The organism is Cellulosimicrobium marinum, assembly GCF_020551945.1.
Taxonomy (GTDB): Bacteria; Actinomycetota; Actinomycetes; order Actinomycetales; family Cellulomonadaceae; genus Cellulosimicrobium; species Cellulosimicrobium marinum.
Genome location: NZ_JAJBZH010000007.1, coordinates 121,274 through 137,580, shown reverse-complemented (window position 1 = coordinate 137,580; position 16,307 = coordinate 121,274). Strand labels below are relative to the sequence as shown.

Here is a 16,307-nt window from a genome sequence, read left to right as displayed (position 1 = left end):
CGCACCCCACCGCCGGAGCAGTCGTGAAGATCCTCGTCCCCGACACCATCGCCCTCGACCTGCACCCCGGTCCGGGCGACGAGGTCGTGGTCTACGACGCGGCCGCGCCGCTGCCCGAGGAGGACCGGGACGCCGAGGTCCTCGTCGCCTGGGCCAACTCCGCGCAGAACCTGTCCGACGCCGCGCAGCACCTCCCGGGGCTGCGCTGGGTGCAGACCCTCGCGGCCGGGCCGGACGCGGTCCTCGCGGCGGGCTTCGCCCCGGACGTCGTCGTCACGTCCGGGAGGTCGCTGCACGACGGACCGGTCGCGGAGCACGCGCTCGCCCTCGTCCTCGCGGGCGTCCGCCGGCTCGACGTGCTCGGGGCGGCCCAGCGCGACCACCGGTGGGACGTCGAGGTGGTGCACGCGCAGTCGGACCCCGCCACCGCGGGCCGGTACACGCTCGACGGCGCCCACGTCGTGGTCTGGGGCTTCGGCTCGATCGCGGCGCGGCTCGCCCCGCTGCTCGGCGCCCTCGGCGCGCGCGTCACGGGTGTCGCGTGCACGCCGGGCGAGCGCCACGGCTACCCGGTCGTCACCGACGACGACCTCGCCACCGTCCTGCCCACCGCCGACGTGCTCGTCTCGCTCCTCCCGGCGCTGCCCGCGACGCGGCACGCGCTCGACGCGCACCGCATCGACCTGCTGCCCGACCACGCGCTGTTCGTCAACGTCGGGCGCGGCAGCACGGTCGACGAGGACGCGCTGGTCGCCGCCCTGCACGCGGGCCGGCTCGGCGCCGCCGCGCTCGACGTCACCGCGACCGAACCCCTGCCGGCGTCGTCCCCGCTGTGGGACGCGCCGCGCCTGGTCCTCACGCCGCACGTCGCCGGGACCCGACCGCAGCGCGCCGCGGAGCTCGTCGAGGCCAACCTCGCGGCGTTCCGCGCCGGAGAGTCGCTGCGCAACGTCGTCCCCCGGTGAGGGACGGTCACCAGCGCCCGGAGCGCGGGCGGGGCTGGCAGCGCGGGCACGTGTACGACGACCGGTTCATGAACTCGTCACGCCGCACGGGCGTGCCGCAGCGCGGGCACGGCTCCCCCTCCTGCCCGTAGACGGCGAGCGAGCGCGAGAAGTAGCCGGACCGGCCGTTGACGTTGACGTACAGCGCGTCGAAGCTCGTGCCGCCCTGCGCCAGAGCCTCCGACATGACCTCGGCCGCGGCGTCCAGCACGCGACGCACGACGGGCCGGGTCATCGTGTCGGTCGCGCGCGCGAAGTGGGCCCGAGCACGCCACAGCGCCTCGTCGGCATAGATGTTCCCGACGCCCGACACGACGGTCTGGTCGAGCAGCGCCCGCTTGATGCCCGTGCGACGACGCCGCACCGCCGCGACGACGTCGTCGAGACGCAGCGCGGGGTCGAGCAGGTCGCGCGCGATGTGCTCCACCGGCGCGGGGAGCGCCGCGAGCCCGGAGCCGCGGCCGCCGGGGGCGCCGTCGGGCGTGGGCACGAGGTCCTGGACGGACAGGTGGCCGAAGGTCCGCTGGTCGACGAAGTCGAGCGCGAGCGCGCCCGCGGGGCCGAGCCCGGCGGGCTCCAGGTGGAGGCGGACGCGCAGGTGGGGCGAGCGGTCCCCGAGCGCGGGACCGGAGCGCACGAGGAGCTGCCCGGACATCCCGAGGTGCGCGAGGAGGGCCGCGGCGGGCGGCGCGGGGTCCTCGCCGGCGCCCGCCAGCGGGAGCCAGAGGAACTTGCCGCGGCGCACGGCGGCGTCGAGCCGGTGCCCGACGAGCTGGTCCCGGAACGCGGCGGGCCCGCCGTCGTGGCGACGCACGGAGTAGTCGCGCCCCACCTCGACGCCGGTGACGACCGCGCCGAGCACGTGCCGCGCGAGACCGTCACGGACGGTCTCGACCTCGGGGAGCTCAGGCACCCGCACCCTCGGACGGGGCCGGCGTCGCCTCGGCCTGCTCGGTCGCGAGCGTGCGGTACGCGCGCTCGGCGGCCTCCTGCTCGGCGTACTTCTTCGCGGTGCCGCTGCCCGTGCCGTAGAGGCGCCCGTCGAGGTGGACGTAGGACGTGAAGACGCGAGCATGGTCGGGCCCGACGGCGTCGCTCGAGTACGCAGGAGCGCCCAGCCCCGCGGCGGCCGCCGCCTCCTGCAGGGACGTCTTCCAGTCGAGCCCCGCACCGAGGTCGGCCGCAGCGGCGAGACGCGGTTCGACGAGACGCAGGACCAGGTCGCGCGCCGGCTCCAGGCCGTGGCTGAGGTAGACGGCGCCGATGATCGCCTCCACCGTGTCCGACAGGATCGAGTCCTTGTCGTTGCCGTGCGTCCGGATCTCGCCCTTGCCCAGCAGGACGTACCGGCCGAGACCGAGCTCGCGCGCGATGATCGCGAGCGACTTCTGCGAGACCGTGGCCGCGCGCATCTTGGCGAGCTCGCCCTCGGAGAGGTCGGGGTGACGGCGGTAGAGCGTCTCCGTCACGACGAGACCGAGCACGGTGTCACCCAGGAACTCGAGCCGCTCGTTCGTGGGGATGCCGCCGTTCTCGTGCGCGAACGACCGGTGCGTGAGCGCAAGCACGAGAAGCTCGGGGTCCAAGGAGACCCCGAGCTTCTCGAGAAGACCGGTTGCCGGTGCAGCCGGTGCCACGCGCCTCAGCCTGCGTGCTCGGAGCGCAGCGCCTCGGCGTACTGGCGGCCCTTGTAGGTGCCGCACGTCGGGCACGCCGCGTGCGACAGCTTGTCGCCCTTGCACTGCGGGCAGGTGGTGAGGTTCGCGGCGGTCGTCTTCCACTGCGAACGACGCGCACGGGTGTTGCTGCGCGACATCTTGCGCTTCGGAACAGCCACGGCTAGCTCTCTTTCGTCTCGTCGGACACGTTCGAGGTGTCGAACATGCTCTCCAGCGCCGACCAGCGAGGGTCGACAAGGTCATGGGTGTGGCCCGGGTCGTCCGCCAGGCGAGCTCCGCACTCGGAGCACAGGCCAGGGCAGTCCGCACGGCACACCGGACTGAATGGTAGTGCAGTGACGACCGAATCCCGTAGCGCGGGCTCGACGTCGGCGAGGTCGCCGTCGAGCTCGTACACGTCCTCGGCGTCCTCCAGCTCGTCGCCCGCGTCGTGCGCGGCCTGCGCGCGCTCCGGGTAGGCGAACAGCTCGGTGAGCTCGACGGCGACCGGCTCGGTCACCTGCTCGAGGCACCGCACGCACTCGCCCACGGCGCGACCGGAGACGGCGCCGGAGACCAGCACGCCCTCCATGACGGCCTCGAGGCGCAGGTCGAGGTCCAGCTCGGACCCCTCGGGGATCCCGATCACGGCGGTGCCGAGGTCGGCGGGCGCCGCGACCGTCCGGCGCACCTCGCGCATGCTTCCGGGTCGCCGACCGAGCTCGTGCGTGTCGAGCACGAGCGGCGACGTCTTCTCGGTGGCGATGGCGCGCTCCAGGGTCGGTTCCCGCAGGGCAGGACAGGTCACGGACGGGGTCGGGGGCGGTCGGTGGGCGTGGCCACGGTCGCGCGCCGCGGGCGGACCGCAGCGCCGGACGGCGGGCGTGAGCACCGAACCAACGGTCGATCGTACGTCACGGCGACCCGCCGGCGCCAGCGCGGTCCCTCGTCGGGCCCGACCGGCGGGACGCGGCACCGGTCAGCGAGGCGACCGCTCCGGCTGCCGCGGCGCCATGGTGGCGGGGAACGGCGACTCCGGCTCGGTCGGGTGCCCGTCGAGACGTCCCGCGAGCTTCGCGCGGCCCGCCTGCACCTGGGCCAGGACCTTGCCGAGGTCGACCTCGAAGTCGGCGAGCCGCTGGTCGCAGTAGTCGTCCGCGTCACGTCGCAACGTCGTCGCGGACTGCTCAGCCTCCTCCACGATCTCGTGCGCCCGGGACTGCGCCTGGACCACCACCTGCTCCGACTGCACGAGCTCGATCGCCCGGGCACGCGCCGTCGTGAGGATCTCCTCCGCCTGGCGGTGCGCGTCTGCGAGCACGGCGTCCGCCTCGGCCAGCACCTCGTCCGCGTGCGCGAGCTGCTCCGGCAGCGCGGCACGCAGCTCGTCGACGAGCGCGAGCGCGTCCCCCCGGTGCACCAGGACGGAGCCGCCCGACATCGGCATCGTGCGGGACGACTCCACGAGGCGGGCCAGGTCGTCGAGGATCGCGTGCAGCCCGGCCGCGGGCTCGTCCCCCGCGACGTCCTGTCCCGTGCGCTGCGCGCCTGCCGACTCGTGCTCGCTCATCCGTCCGGTCCTCTCCGTGATGCTCACCTGCTCGTCCGCTCCCCCGCCAGCGCCCGCCGCACGACGTCGCCCACGCCCGGCGGGACGAGGTCGTCCACCGGACCGCCGTGCCGGGCCACGTCCTTCACGAGCGACGACGCCACGTGCAGCAACGACGCGTCGCCCGCGACGAAGACGGTCTCGACACCCGTGAGGTGCCGGTTCATCAGCGCCATCGGCAGCTCGGCGTCGAAGTCCGCGCCACCGCGCAGACCCTTGACGACCGCCGCCGCCCCGACGTCCCGGCAGAAGTCCACGAGGAGCCCCGGGACGACCTCCACCCGCACGCCGTCGAGCCCCGCGTCCTCGACCGCACCGCGGGCCAGCGCGACCCGCTCGTCGACGCCGAGGAGGGCGGACTTCGACGCGTTCCTCGCCACGCCCACGACGACGACGTCGAACAACGCCCGGGCCCGTCGCACGATGTCGAGGTGGCCCAGGGTGATCGGGTCGAACGACCCGGGACAGACGGCTGTGGTCACGCCGTCACGGTAGTACACGGCACCCGGCCCGCCCGGGAGCCCGACCGGCGTGCTCCCGACCTCGCGGCGCCAGCTCACACCGCGGGGTCGTCGTCCGCGGGCCCGGCGAAGTACACGGCGGTCTCGCCGTACGTCTTCGTGGCGAGGAGCTCCCAGCCCGCGGGCCAGTCGGGCTCGGCGGACCGGGACGAGCGCTCGAGGACGACGACCGCCGCCGGGTCGAGCACGCCCGGGCGTGCGAGGTGGGCGAGCACCCGGTCGAGGGCGTCGGGCGCGAGGTCGTACGGGGGGTCGAGGAAGACGAGGTGCAGCGGGCCGCCCGTGCCGGGCAGCGCGGCCGCGTACGTCTCGGCCGCCTGCGCCACGACACGCACCCCGGGCAGGCCGAGGGTCGTGACGTTGCGTCGCGCGACGTCGGCGGCGACGCGTGCGGAGTCGACGAGGGTCACGTCCCGCGCACCACGGCTCGCGGCCTCCAGCCCGAGGGCTCCCGAGCCGGCGTACAGGTCGAGCACGTGCGCGTCGTCGACCACCCCGTAGTGCTCGAGCCGTGAGAAGACGGCCTCGCGGACCCGGTCGCTCGTCGGGCGCGTGCCGCGGGGAGGGACCCCGATGGTGCGCCCGCCGACGGTCCCTGCCACGATCCTCGTCACGCGCCCAGCCTAGCCACGCCACCGCGCGGTCACGCCCGTTCGAGGAACTCCTCGCGCTCCGGGTCGAGCTGGTCGGCGATCGCGCGGCGCAGCGCCTCGTTGCCGGCGAGCTCCGGGTCCTCGGCCACGACCTCGGCGGCGTCGGTGCGGGCCGTCGCGATGACGTCGGCGTCCTTGACGACGCGCAGCAGGCGCAGCGAGCTCGCGCGCCCGGACTGCGCGGCGCCGAGCACGTCGCCCTCGCTGCGCAGCTCGAGGTCGACGGTCGCGAGCTCGAACCCGTCGGTGGTGCGGGCGAGGGTCTCGACGCGGGTCGCCGCGGGGGTGCCGGGATGCGCCGTCGAGACGAGCAGGCAGAGCCCGGGCGCGGAGCCACGGCCCACCCGGCCCCGGAGCTGGTGGAGCTGGGAGATGCCGAACCGGTCGGCGTCGTGCACGACCATGACCGTCGCCTCGGGCACGTCGACGCCGACCTCGACGACCGTCGTGGAGACGAGGACCTGGACCTCCCCGCGCGCGAACGCCGTCATGACGGCCTCCTTGTCCGCGGGCGGCATCTGGCCGTGCAGCACACCGACCTCCACCCCGGCGAGCCGCGGGTGGGCGCGCAGCTCGTCGGCGACCTCGAGGACGGCCCGCAGGGGCGCCCGGTCGCCCTCCGGAGCCCCCTCCTCGGCGAGGAAGTCCGGCACGTCGTCGAACTCCTCCGACGCCGGACCCGCGCCGGGCTCGTCCGGGTGGATGCGCGCGCAGACCACGTAGGCGCGGTGGCCGGCGTCGACCTCCTCGCGCACGCGCGCCCACGTCCGGTCGAGCCAGGCCTCGTTGGCGGCCGGCACGACGTGCGTCGTGATGCCCGAGCGGCCCGCGGGGATCTCGGTGAGCGCGGACGTCTCGAGGTCGCCGAACACGGTCATGGCGACGGTCCGCGGGATGGGGGTCGCGGTCATGACGAGCAGGTGGGGGCTCGTGCGGGCCTTGGCGCGCAGCGCGTCGCGCTGCTCGACGCCGAACCGGTGCTGCTCGTCGACGACGACGAGGCCGAGGTCGGCGAACTGCACGTGCTCGGAGAGCAGCGCGTGCGTGCCCACGACGATGCCCGCCGCGCCGCTCGCCGCGTCGAGGAGCGCCTCCTTGCGGGCCGCCGCCGGCAGCGACCCGGTCAGCAGGGCGACGCGCGTCGCGTCGGCGGCCCCGCCGAGCATCCCTCCCTCCGCGAGCGGGCCGAGCAGGGCACGCAGGGTGCGCGCGTGCTGGGCGGCCAGCACCTCGGTCGGCGCGAGGAGGGCCGCCTGGCCGCCCGCGTCGACCACCTGGAGCATCGCGCGCAGGGCCACGACGGTCTTGCCGGAGCCCACCTCGCCCTGGAGCAGCCGCTGCATGGGACGCGGGCGGGCGAGGTCGTCGGCGACCTGATCGCCCACCTCGCGCTGGCCGCGCGTCAGCTCGAAGGGCAGCGCGGCGTCGAACGCGGCGAGGATCCCCGGCTCCCCCGGTCCGCGCGGGGCCCGCGCGGTCGCGGGCTCCGCCGCGGCCCGGGCGCGTCGCACCGCGAGCGCCGCCTGGAGGACGAAGGCCTCCTCGTACCGCAGCCGGTCGCGGCCGCGTCGCCACTGCTGCTCGTCGTACGGCTCGTGCACGTCGCGCAGCGCCTCCAGCCGCGTCCCGAGGCCGTGCCGGGCGCGGACGTCCGCGGGGAGCGGGTCGGGCACGTCCTCCTCGCGCAGCGGGTCGAGCACGGTCCGCACGGCGGGCTGGATCTTCCAGCTCGGGATGCTCGCGCTCGCGGGGTAGATCGGGATGGGCCGGCTCGCCTCGAGGACGGCGCTCTCGGCGTCCTCGGCGTCGTCGTCCATGCCGATGATCCGGTAGTCGGGGTGCGTGAGCTGGCGGGTGCCGCGGTAGTCGCCGACGACGCCCGTGAACAGGCCGAGGCGTCCGGGCGCGAGGCGCTGCTCGTGGTAGCGCAGCGCGCCCGGCCCCTTGGCGAAGAACGTCAGCGACAGCTGCTGCGGGCCGTCGGTGACGACGGCCTCGAGGATCGCGCCCGGCCGGTTGCGCATGCGGCGGACGGTCGCCGAGCGCACCTGGGCGACGATCGTCACGTGCTCGCCGAGGGCGAGACCGGCGAGCTCGGTGAGCCGGCCGGGGTCGCCGTAGCGGCGCGGGACGTGGTTGAGCAGCTCTCCGACCGTGGTGAGCCCGAGCTTGGCGAGCGCGTTCGCCGAGCGGGTGCCGAGGGCGCGCGTGAGCGGCTCGGCCATGCGGTCGGTCATCCGGCCCCCTCCTCGGTGCGCCCGACGCCGGCGGGCGGCTCCGCGCCCAGCGTCACCCGGGTCCCCGGGCGGCCGGAGCGCAGCACCACGGTCTCCGCCCCGCGCGCCGCAGCCCGGTCCGCCAGCGCGTCGAGGGCGTCGTGCGGGACGTCGTCGTCGACGAGCACGGTGAGGATCTCGGCCGGGACGTCGAGCACGGCGTCGAGCGCGCGGCCCAGGCCGTCCGGCAGGGCCGGGCGACCGACCCTTGCGGGGTCGGGCCCGGTGCCCGCGGCCTCCGCGACGCGCACCCCCGCGAGAGCGGCACGTGCGGCGAGGACGCGGGCCTCGTCGTCGTCGGGGTCGGCCTGCAGCCCGGCGGCGAGCGCGACGACGACGTGCAGGTCGGTGGGCGCGTCGAGGACGTCGAGACGCTCGACGCCGTCGCCGAGCACGGCGGCCCGCAGGTCGTCGAGGAGTCCGTCGTCGAGGACGGCGGCGGGCAGCAGGACGACGTGGTGCGCACCCGTGTCGACGACCGCGCGGTGCAGGGCGAGCGGGTCGGGCGCCGCGCCGGGCTCGCGCTGGATCACGACGGCGCCCGCGCGCGCGAGGTCGGCGACGACGCCGGGGGACGTGGTGGCCGCGACGACGCCGAGCGACGGGCGGTGGACCGGCTCGGGGTCGACCCCGCCCGGCAGGTGACGCACGCGCACCTGGCGCAGCGCGGCGGGCACCCCGGGGAGCGCCGCGAGCGTCTCGTGGCCGACGGCGAGCGCGGACGCCGGGTGGTCGGTGTGCACGTGGGCCTGCCACAGCCCGTCCGACCCCGGGCTCGTTCCGGGCGCGCTCTCGCCCCCCACCACGACGACGGAGTCCCCGACGCGGGCGAGGCCGTCACGCAGCCGTGCCGCGAGCCCGGCGAGCGCGGAGTCGTCGCGAGGCAGCGCGTGCGTGGGCGTCGACGTCGCGTCGACGACGTACATCACCTCGAACTCCCCTCCCCTGCGGTCCGCCGGTCCGGCGGAGACGGCGTCCTCGCCGTCGGGCGCGACGGGGACCATGCCGGCCATCATGCCGAGGACGTCCGACACGACGTCCGACACGGCGGACGTGACGGCGTCCGGGTCGGCGTCGGGCACGGTGTCGGCCACAGCGGCGTCCGGGTCGAGGACGGCGTGCAGGACGCCGAGGAGCAGGGTCAGCCCGAGCGCGCCGGCGTCGAGCACGTCGGCGCGGGCGAGCACGTCGAGCTCGTCCCGGCTGCGCAGGGCAGAGGCCCGTGCGGCGGTGCGCGCCGCGGCGCAGACGTCCGCCGGACGGTCGACAGCGCGTGCGGGCCCTTCGGCCGCATCCCCGGCCGCGGCACGCGCGGCGTCGGCGGCGGCGTCGGCCGCGGTGAGGATGGTCCCGCCGGCCGGGTGGGCGACGGCGCGACGCGCGGTCTCCGCGGCGGCGCCGAGCGCGCGGGCCAGGCCCGCGCCGTCGACCTCCGCACGACCGGCGAGCTCGACGGCGAGGCCCCGCAGGTACTCGCTGAGGATGACGCCGGAGTTGCCCCGCGCCCCGACGAGCGCGCCGCGCGCGAGGCGCACGAGCACGTCCCCGGCGCCCGCCCCCGCGGGGACCGCGGCGATCGAGCGCGCGGCCTCGAGGAACGTGAGGTAGAGGTTGGTGCCCGTGTCGGCGTCCGCGACGGGGAAGACGTTGACCCGGTCGAGGGCGCCGCGGGCCCGGTCGAGGGCCCGGACGCCGTCGCGCGCCCACGCGCGGACGTGGGTGGCGTCCATCACCTCGCTGGGGCTCACGTCGGTCGGGGCTCCTCGTCCACGGGCTGCGTGCGGGCGCGCGCCCGCACCCGCCCGGCGGTCCGGACGGTCGCGAACACCGTAGTCTGCTCCGGGGCCCGACGGCGTCCCGGGAGCGCTCACTTGAGCCGCCCCGGGGGGATCGGCTACCCTGAGCAGGTTGCCCGGGCGTATCGCGCGCCGCCGTACGAACCACCGGGCAGAACCCACAGACCATTCATACGTCGCCGCTGCCTGCGCGACGTGCACGACGATCAGGAGAAACCGTGGCTGCCAACTGCGACGTCTGCGGCAAGGGCCCGGGCTTCGGGCACAGCATCTCGCACTCCCACATCCGCACGAAGCGCCGCTGGAACCCGAACATCCAGCGCGTCCGCGCCGTGGTGGGCGGCACGCCCAAGCGCCTCAACGTGTGCACCTCGTGCCTCAAGGCCGGCAAGGTCACGCGCCCGGCCTGATCGCCCGCGCGAGCACGTCCTCGAAGCGCCCGTCGGCACGGCCGACGGGCGCTTCGTCGTCCCCGGCGTCCGCCTCCGATGCGGAGATCTTCTGAAGATCGGGACAAACCGGTTTGGCGGAACCGCGGCCCGATGGCAGGCTTTCCCCATGGTGACGGAACTGAGCGAGGTAACCATCCGCCCGGCCGGTACCGGGGACGCGAGCGCCATCGCAGCGGTGCACGTCGCGTCGTGGCGGGGGGCCTACGCCGGGATCGTCCCGGACGAGTACCTCGCCTCGCTCGACGTCGACCAGCGCGAGAAGCACTGGGTCGACAGCCTGAGCACCCCCGGCGCACGGACCTGGCTCGCCGACGCGGACGGCCGCACGATCGGCTTCGCGACCCTCGGCCCCTGCCGGGACGAGGACGCCGAGCCGGGCGACCTGGAGATCTACGCGATCTACCTCGACCCCGAGTCGTGGGGGCGCGGCGTCGCCCGGGACCTCATGCGCACGCTCCTCGCGGACGTCGCACCGGGCACGGTCGTCACGCTGTGGGTGCTGGAGGACGCGGAGCGCGCCCGCCGCTTCTACCGCCGCCACGGCTTCGCCCCCGACGGCGTGGAGCGCCGCGACGACATCGGCGGCAAGGACCTCACGGCCGTGCGGTACCGCCGCGCCTGACGCGACCCCGCGCGGTCAGGCGCGGAAGTGGTCCCATCCCGTCACGCTGCCCGGCCGGGTGCCGTCCACGGTGACCACCGGGCCGGACGCGTCGGTCGCGTGCACGCGACCGATCGGGCGGAACGGCGCGGGCAGCTCGACGTCCGGCGGGAACGTCGCGAGCAGGCCGTGGTCCTCTCCCCCGGCGAGCACCCAGCCGTCGACGACGACGCGCCAGCCGTCCGTCCCGGCCGCGTCGACCTGGTCGTCCGAACCTTCGGCGGCGACGCCCTGCGCCCAGGGTCGGAGCGCGGCACGGTCGTCGTCCAGCGCGACGTCCGACAGGTCGAGGCGCACGCCGCTCGCCCGGGCGATGCGCCCGGCGTCGCGCAGCAGCCCGTCCGAGACGTCCATCATCGCGGTTGCGCCCGCGTCCGCGGCGAGCGGCCCTGCGGCGAGCGGCGGGTCGGGGCGCAGGTAGGACTGCGTGAGCACGTCGTCCGGTCGTCCTGCCTCGAGCAGGTCGAGGCCGGCCGCCGCCCGTCCGAGCGTGCCGGCGAGCGCGACCACGTCCCCGGGGCGCGCCCCGGAGCGCAGCACGGGTGCGCGACCCGCGAGGTCGCCGTGGACGGTGACCGCGACGACCACCTGGTCACCGCCGGACAGGTCCCCGCCGACCACGGCGGCCCCCACCGGCCCGCACGCCGCCGCGAGCCCCCGCGCGAGCCCCGTCACCCAGTCGACCTGCAGGTCGCCGGGCATGACGAGCGATACGACGAGCGCCGCGGGCCGCGCCCCCATGGACGCCACGTCGGCGAGGTTCTGCACCGCCGCCCGCCACCCGACGTCGTACCCCGAGGACCACCGCCGCCGGAAGTGCCGGTCCTCGACGAGCACGTCCGTCGACACGACGTAGCGCCCGTCCGGCGCCGCGACGACCGCGCAGTCGTCCCCGGGCCCGACGAGCGTCGTGGGGGCGGCGGGCAGGAGGGGGAAGATCCGGCCGAGGAGCGCCTCCTCGGACACGTCGCGGACCAGGAGGGGCGCTTCGCTCACGCCGGCCACCCTAGCCCGTCACGGGCAGGCCGCCGGGGCCGCTACCGTACTGACGTGCCCGGTTCCTCCAGCGCCCGTCCCGCCGCCCGCCCGGCCGCCGTCCGTCGGCCTGCCCGACGCCGCGCCGTCGTCCCCGTGCTCGCGGTCGCCCTCGCGGCCGTCACGGGCGCGTGCGCCCCGCGCATCGGCGTCCCCGTCGCGGACGACGCCGCCAACCCCCTGTGCGCGAGCGTCCTGCTGTCCGTGCCCGACCAGCTCGCCGACGACCTCCCGAAGGTCGGCACGACCAGCCAGGCGACCGCCGCCTGGGGCGAGCCGGGCGCGGCCGTCACCCTGCGCTGCGGCGTCGAGGTCCCCGGCCCGACGACCACGGCCTGCCAGAGCGTCGGCTCCACGTCGGGCACCGTGGACTGGCTCGTCGTCGAGGACGGCGAGGGCACCTGGACGTTCACGACGTACGGCCGCGACCCCGCCGTGCAGGTCGTGGTCCCGCCGGCCGTGTCCGCCGACCACTCGACGGCGTTCATCTCGGACCTCGCCCCCGCGGTGCTCGAGGTGCCGCAGACCAGCGCCTGCGTCGGCGTGTCCGACGCCGCGGGCTGACGTCCGGCCGACGCCTCGCCAGCGAGGATCACGCACGAGGGCCGCGCGAAAGAGGGGCGGCTCCGGGGCGGCGGCGAGTCGTGGCGGGTCCGGCGGGAGCCGCCGAGGGACGAGGCGGCGGATGGAAGACTCGCCGCCGCCCCGGAGCCGCCCTCGCCCACGGACGCCCGGAGCTGCCCCTCGCCCACAGGCGCCCGGAACTGCACCTCGCGCGCAGGGCGCAGGATCAGCGCAGGCCGGTGGGCCGTTCGAGCGCGAGAGTGATGAGCTCGTCGATGAGGTCGGCGTAGGCGAGGCCGGACCGCTCCCACATGCGCGGGTACATGGAGAACGGGGTGAACCCGGGCATGGTGTTGATCTCGTTGACGACGACCTGCTCGTCGGGCGTGACGAACACGTCGACGCGGGACAGGCCCTCGGCGCCGACGGCCTCGAAGGTCCGCACGGCGACGTCCTGCACCTCGGCGACGACGTGCGCGGGGAGGTCGGCCGGGCACGACAGCTCGACGCCGGCCTCGTCGAGGTACTTGGCCTCGAAGTCGTAGAAGGCGTGCGCGTCGTCGGTGACGACGATCTCGCCGGGCAGGGAGGCGCGGGGGCGCTCCCCCGTGCGGCCGCCGAGGACGGCGCACTCGATCTCGCGGCCGACGACGCCGGCCTCGACGAGCACCTTCGGGTCGTGGCGCTGCGCCTCGGCGATCGCGGCGGGCAGGTCGGCGAGGTCGTCGACCTTGGAGATGCCGAGGCTGGACCCGGCGCGCGCGGGCTTGACGAACACCGGCAGGCCGAGCCCGGCGACGGTCTCGGTCCATGCGGCGGGGTTGCGCTCGAACTCGCCGGGCCGGATGACGGTGTAGGGCGCGACGGGCAGCCCCTGGCCGGCGAGCACGAGCTTCATGAAGTGCTTGTCCATGCCGACGGCGGACGCGAGGACCCCGGCGCCGACGTACCGCACGTCGGCGAGCTCGAGGAGGCCCTGGACGGTGCCGTCCTCGCCGTAGGGGCCGTGCAGGAGCGGCAGCACGACGTCGACCTCGCCGATCTCGCGCGGGATCTGGCCGGGGGCGAGGACGCGCACGCCGCGGCGGTCCGTCGCGAGGGGCAGCACGACCTCCTCGCCCGTGGCCTCGACCTGCGGGAGGCGCCCGTCGGTGATCTCCCAGCGTCCGGGGTCGTCGGCCGCGAGGACCCACTCGCCCTCGGGGGTGATCCCGACGGGGACGACGTCGTAGCGGGTGCGGTCGATCGCGCGGAGCACCCCGGCTGCGGTGGCCGCGGAGATCGCGTGCTCGCCGGAGCGCCCGCCGAAGAGGACGAGGACGCGCACCCGGGGGGGCGTCGGGGCGGTCGCGGCAGGGCCCTGGTCGGGCGCGGCGCGGTGCGGGGCGGGCTGCTCGGTGGACATCGCGGACGACCCTACCGGACCCCGGTCGGCGCCCCGTGACGTGCCCGGGAACGAATCGGGGCCCCGGTGCGTTGAGGTCGTTCGTGGAAGAGATGACTCTCGAGGCCCCCGCGGCCGACGACCCCGACCATAGTCCCGGCCGCACCGGCCCCGGCATCACGTGGACGCGACCCCGCGTCCGTGACGACCGAGGGGCGGTGCGGGCCCGGTGATGACGTTCCTCTCCCTGCTCCTCGGCCTCCTCGTGGTCCTCGCGATCACGGCGGCGACGGCCTACTTCGTCGCCCAGGAGTTCGCCTACATGACCGTCGCCCGGTCGCGCCTGGGCGCCCAGGCGGACGCCGGCGACGAGTCCGCACGACGCGCGCTCGCCGTCACCCGGCGCACCTCGTTCGTGCTGTCGGGCGCCCAGCTCGGCATCACGGTCACGGGCCTCCTCGTGGGCTACGTGGCCGAGCCGCTCATCGGCGAGTCCCTCGGCACGATCCTCGGCGGCGTGGGGGTCCCGACGGGCGTCGGCGTCGCGGTGGGCACGGTCCTCGCGCTGGTGCTGTCGACGATCATCCAGATGCTGTTCGGCGAGCTGTTCCCGAAGAACCTCGCCATCGCGCGCCCCGAGCCCCTGGCGCGGGGTCTGGCCCGCTCGACGACGGCCTACCTCACGGTGTTCGGCTGGCTCATCGCGGTGTTCGACAAGGCGTCGAACGCGCTCCTGCGCCTGCTGAAGATCGAGCCGGTGCACGACGTCGACAACACGGCCACGGCGCGCGACCTGGAGCACATCGTCGCGGACTCGCGTGAGAGCGGGGACCTTCCCGACGAGCTGTCCGTGCTCCTCGACCGCATCCTCGACTTCCCGCAGCGCGACGTGGAGCACGCGATGATCCCGCGCTCGCGCGTGGGGACCGTCCGGCCGGGGTCGACGATCGCGGAGGTGCGCGAGCTCATGGCCCGCGCGCACACGCGCTACCCGGTGGTCGACGACACGGACCAGCCGCTCGGCGTCGTGCAGCTCGCGGACGTGCTCGCCACGTCCCTGCCCGACGACGCGCCGGTCACGGACCTCATGCGGCCCGCCGTGGTCCTGCCGACCGTCATGATGCTGCCCGACGCGCTCGCGCAGCTCACGAGCACGCGCAACCAGCTCGCGTGCGTCATCGACGAGTACGGCGGGTTCACCGGCGTGCTCACGGTCGAGGACCTCGCGGAGGAGGTCGTCGGGGAGATCACCGACGAGCACGACCCCGAGCAGCCCGTCACGGTGACCGCCGAGGACGACGACGTGTGGGTCATGGGCGGCGACGTCCACGTCGACGAGGCGGAGCGCGCCATCGGGCACGACCTGCCGCGCGGCGACCACGAGACCGTCTCCGGTCTGCTCATCGCCCAGCACGGTGCGCTGCCGCGCGCCGGTGACACGATCGAGGTGCCGCTCCCCCTCGACCCGGCCGACCTCGTCCACGACGAGCCGGTGACGCGCACGCTCGTCGTGGACGTGCTGTCCGTCGAGCGGCACGTGCCGCGCCTGGTCCGGGTGCGGCTCGACGAGCACCGCGGCGAGCAGCCCGGCTCCGCGCACGACGCGACCACCGCCACCGAGGAGGAGGCCCGATGAGCAACCCCTGGGTCGTCGTCGCGGCGACCGTCGCGATCATCGCGCTCAGCGCGTTCTTCGTCGCCGTGGAGTTCGCGCTCCTCGGCGCCAAGCGGCACCGGCTGGAGGACGCCGCGGCGACGAGCCGCTCCGCCCGTGCGGCGCTGCGCAGCTCGAACGAGCTCACGCTCCTCATGGCGGGCGCACAGCTCGGCATCACGGCCTGCACGCTGGCGCTCGGCGCCATCACCAAGCCGGCCGTGCACCACTGGCTCACCCCGGTCTTCGAGACGTGGGGCGCGCCCCTGTGGGTGGCCGACGTCGCGGGCTTCGTGCTCGCGCTGGTCGTCGTGACCTTCCTGCACCTCGTCGTCGGTGAGATGGCGCCGAAGTCGTGGGCGATCGCCCACCCCGAGCGGTCGGCGACGCTCCTCGCGCTGCCGATGCGCGGCTTCATGTGGGCGTTCCGCCCGCTGCTGCGCTGGCTCAACGCGCTCGCGAACCGCTGCGTGCGCGCGGTGGGGGTCGAGCCCGTCGAGAACGTCGAGGGCGGCGGTCAGGACCCGGCGACGCTGCGCCACCTCGTCGAGCACTCGGCGAACGTCGGAGCGCTGGAGGCGTCGTACCGCGTCCAGATCTCGGGTGCGCTCGAGCTCGAGACGCTCACGGTCGACGCGCTCGTCCCCACGGGCAGCGCGCCGACGACGGTCCCGGCCGACGCGACGGCCGCCGACGTGCGCGCCGCGTCCGCACGGTCCGGGCACCTGCGCATCCTGCTGCAGAACGGCAGCGCCGTGCCGAAGGTCGTGCACGTGCGCGACACGCTGCTCGAGCCGGCGGACCGGCCGGTCTACGACCTCGCGCGACCCGGCTTCGTGCTGGAGTCGGGGACGACGGTCCACGCCGCGCTCGCCCGCATGCGCGAGTCGAGCGAGCAGCTCGCGATGGTCATGGACGGCGACCGGTTCGTCGGCCTCGTGACCCTCGCGGACGTGCTGCGGCGCCTCCTGCCCCGACCGGAGGAGCCGGCGCCCGCGCTCGTCCGCTGATCCGTGGAGGACTCGAGCGAGGGGCCCGGC

17 protein-coding genes are annotated in these 16,307 nt (G+C 75.7%); 6 read left to right on the top strand and 11 right to left on the bottom strand.

The features are described 5' to 3' along the window. Positions 1–23: 23 nt before the first annotated feature. Positions 24–965, top strand: a complete 942-nt coding sequence (locus tag LGQ04_RS15520) for a phosphoglycerate dehydrogenase (protein WP_229244871.1) — start codon at positions 24–26, stop codon at positions 963–965. 7 nt (positions 966–972) lie between these two features. On the opposite strand, the gene mutM is transcribed toward LGQ04_RS15520, so the two are convergent. From mutM to LGQ04_RS15475, 9 genes are all read right to left on the bottom strand, one after another. Continuing rightward, a complete protein-coding gene (gene mutM / locus LGQ04_RS15515) occupies positions 973–1,917 on the bottom strand; it encodes a bifunctional DNA-formamidopyrimidine glycosylase/DNA-(apurinic or apyrimidinic site) lyase (RefSeq protein WP_229244870.1) in 945 nt (314 codons plus the stop codon). After that, positions 1,910–2,590, bottom strand: a complete 681-nt coding sequence (gene rnc, locus LGQ04_RS15510) for a ribonuclease III (protein ID WP_229244869.1) — start codon at positions 2,588–2,590, stop codon at positions 1,910–1,912. The genes mutM and rnc overlap by 8 nt, the downstream gene beginning before the upstream one ends. Before the next feature lie 56 nt (positions 2,591–2,646). Beyond that, entirely contained in the window at positions 2,647–2,841 is a 195-nt protein-coding gene (gene rpmF / locus LGQ04_RS15505) for a 50S ribosomal protein L32 (protein ID WP_069387572.1), read from the bottom strand. Between the two features lie 2 nt (positions 2,842–2,843). Further along, on the bottom strand, positions 2,844–3,362 hold the full coding sequence (locus LGQ04_RS15500) for a YceD family protein (RefSeq protein ID WP_372470108.1): 519 nt from the start codon (positions 3,360–3,362) through the stop codon (positions 2,844–2,846). A 279-nt stretch (positions 3,363–3,641) separates the two neighbouring features. Beyond that, positions 3,642–4,232, bottom strand: a complete 591-nt coding sequence (locus LGQ04_RS15495; protein ID WP_229244868.1) for an ATP synthase subunit B family protein — start codon at positions 4,230–4,232, stop codon at positions 3,642–3,644. 23 nt (positions 4,233–4,255) lie between these two features. Then, positions 4,256–4,753 carry a pantetheine-phosphate adenylyltransferase gene (gene coaD / locus LGQ04_RS15490; protein ID WP_229244867.1) on the bottom strand — a complete coding sequence of 166 codons (498 nt, stop codon included), beginning with the start codon at positions 4,751–4,753 and terminating at the stop codon, positions 4,256–4,258. A 74-nt stretch (positions 4,754–4,827) separates the two neighbouring features. Next, on the bottom strand, positions 4,828–5,406 hold the full coding sequence (gene rsmD / locus LGQ04_RS15485) for a 16S rRNA (guanine(966)-N(2))-methyltransferase RsmD (RefSeq protein ID WP_229244866.1): 579 nt from the start codon (positions 5,404–5,406) through the stop codon (positions 4,828–4,830). 29 nt (positions 5,407–5,435) lie between these two features. After that, entirely contained in the window at positions 5,436–7,682 is a 2,247-nt protein-coding gene (locus LGQ04_RS15480; RefSeq protein WP_229244865.1) for an ATP-dependent DNA helicase RecG, read from the bottom strand. Next, the gene (locus LGQ04_RS15475; RefSeq protein WP_229244864.1) at positions 7,679–9,469 is read right to left on the bottom strand and encodes a DAK2 domain-containing protein; all 1,791 of its coding nucleotides are present in this window, start codon (positions 9,467–9,469) and stop codon (positions 7,679–7,681) included. Before LGQ04_RS15475 ends, LGQ04_RS15480 begins: the two co-directional genes overlap by 4 nt. Before the next feature lie 266 nt (positions 9,470–9,735). On the opposite strand from LGQ04_RS15475, the gene rpmB reads away from it, so the two are divergent. Then, entirely contained in the window at positions 9,736–9,927 is a 192-nt protein-coding gene (gene rpmB / locus LGQ04_RS15470; protein WP_069385235.1) for a 50S ribosomal protein L28, read from the top strand. Between the two features lie 148 nt (positions 9,928–10,075). Then, positions 10,076–10,591 (top strand): GNAT family N-acetyltransferase, encoded by a 516-nt coding sequence (locus tag LGQ04_RS15465; RefSeq protein ID WP_229244863.1) that lies wholly within the window; start codon positions 10,076–10,078, stop codon positions 10,589–10,591. Between the two features lie 15 nt (positions 10,592–10,606). Here the strand turns inward: LGQ04_RS15465 and LGQ04_RS15460 are convergent, their stop codons facing one another. After that, entirely contained in the window at positions 10,607–11,626 is a 1,020-nt protein-coding gene (locus LGQ04_RS15460) for a thiamine-phosphate kinase (RefSeq protein ID WP_229244862.1), read from the bottom strand. Positions 11,627–11,680: 54 nt separating this feature from the next. Here LGQ04_RS15460 and LGQ04_RS15455 point away from each other — a divergent pair, with 54 nt between their 5' ends. Continuing rightward, positions 11,681–12,229: a DUF3515 family protein gene (locus LGQ04_RS15455; RefSeq protein WP_229244861.1), complete on the top strand. Its 549-nt coding sequence runs from the start codon at positions 11,681–11,683 to the stop codon at positions 12,227–12,229. A gap of 226 nt (positions 12,230–12,455) precedes the next feature. Here LGQ04_RS15455 and LGQ04_RS15450 read toward each other — a convergent pair whose 3' ends face one another. Next, positions 12,456–13,634, bottom strand: coding sequence for a D-alanine--D-alanine ligase family protein (locus LGQ04_RS15450; protein ID WP_229244860.1), 1,179 nt, complete (start codon positions 13,632–13,634; stop codon positions 12,456–12,458). 211 nt (positions 13,635–13,845) lie between these two features. Here LGQ04_RS15450 and LGQ04_RS15445 point away from each other — a divergent pair, with 211 nt between their 5' ends. Both LGQ04_RS15445 and LGQ04_RS15440 read left to right on the top strand, forming a co-directional pair. Further along, positions 13,846–15,249, top strand: coding sequence for a hemolysin family protein (locus LGQ04_RS15445; RefSeq protein ID WP_229244859.1), 1,404 nt, complete (start codon positions 13,846–13,848; stop codon positions 15,247–15,249). Next, the gene (locus LGQ04_RS15440; protein ID WP_229244858.1) at positions 15,246–16,277 is read left to right on the top strand and encodes a CNNM domain-containing protein; all 1,032 of its coding nucleotides are present in this window, start codon (positions 15,246–15,248) and stop codon (positions 16,275–16,277) included. The genes LGQ04_RS15445 and LGQ04_RS15440 overlap by 4 nt, the downstream gene beginning before the upstream one ends. Positions 16,278–16,307: the final 30 nt, after the last annotated feature.

Coding starts and splice junctions, on each gene's coding strand:
- LGQ04_RS15450 (WP_229244860.1), bottom strand. CDS start 13,634: ATGTCCACCGAGCAGCCCGCCCCGCACCGCGCCGCGCCCGACCAGGGC.
- LGQ04_RS15440 (WP_229244858.1), top strand. CDS start 15,246: ATGAGCAACCCCTGGGTCGTCGTCGCGGCGACCGTCGCGATCATCGCG.
- LGQ04_RS15495 (WP_229244868.1), bottom strand. CDS start 4,232: ATGAGCGAGCACGAGTCGGCAGGCGCGCAGCGCACGGGACAGGACGTC.
- LGQ04_RS15445 (WP_229244859.1), top strand. CDS start 13,846: ATGACGTTCCTCTCCCTGCTCCTCGGCCTCCTCGTGGTCCTCGCGATC.
- LGQ04_RS15480 (WP_229244865.1), bottom strand. CDS start 7,682: ATGACCGACCGCATGGCCGAGCCGCTCACGCGCGCCCTCGGCACCCGC.
- LGQ04_RS15465 (WP_229244863.1), top strand. CDS start 10,076: ATGGTGACGGAACTGAGCGAGGTAACCATCCGCCCGGCCGGTACCGGG.
- LGQ04_RS15500 (WP_372470108.1), bottom strand. CDS start 3,362: ATGCGCGAGGTGCGCCGGACGGTCGCGGCGCCCGCCGACCTCGGCACC.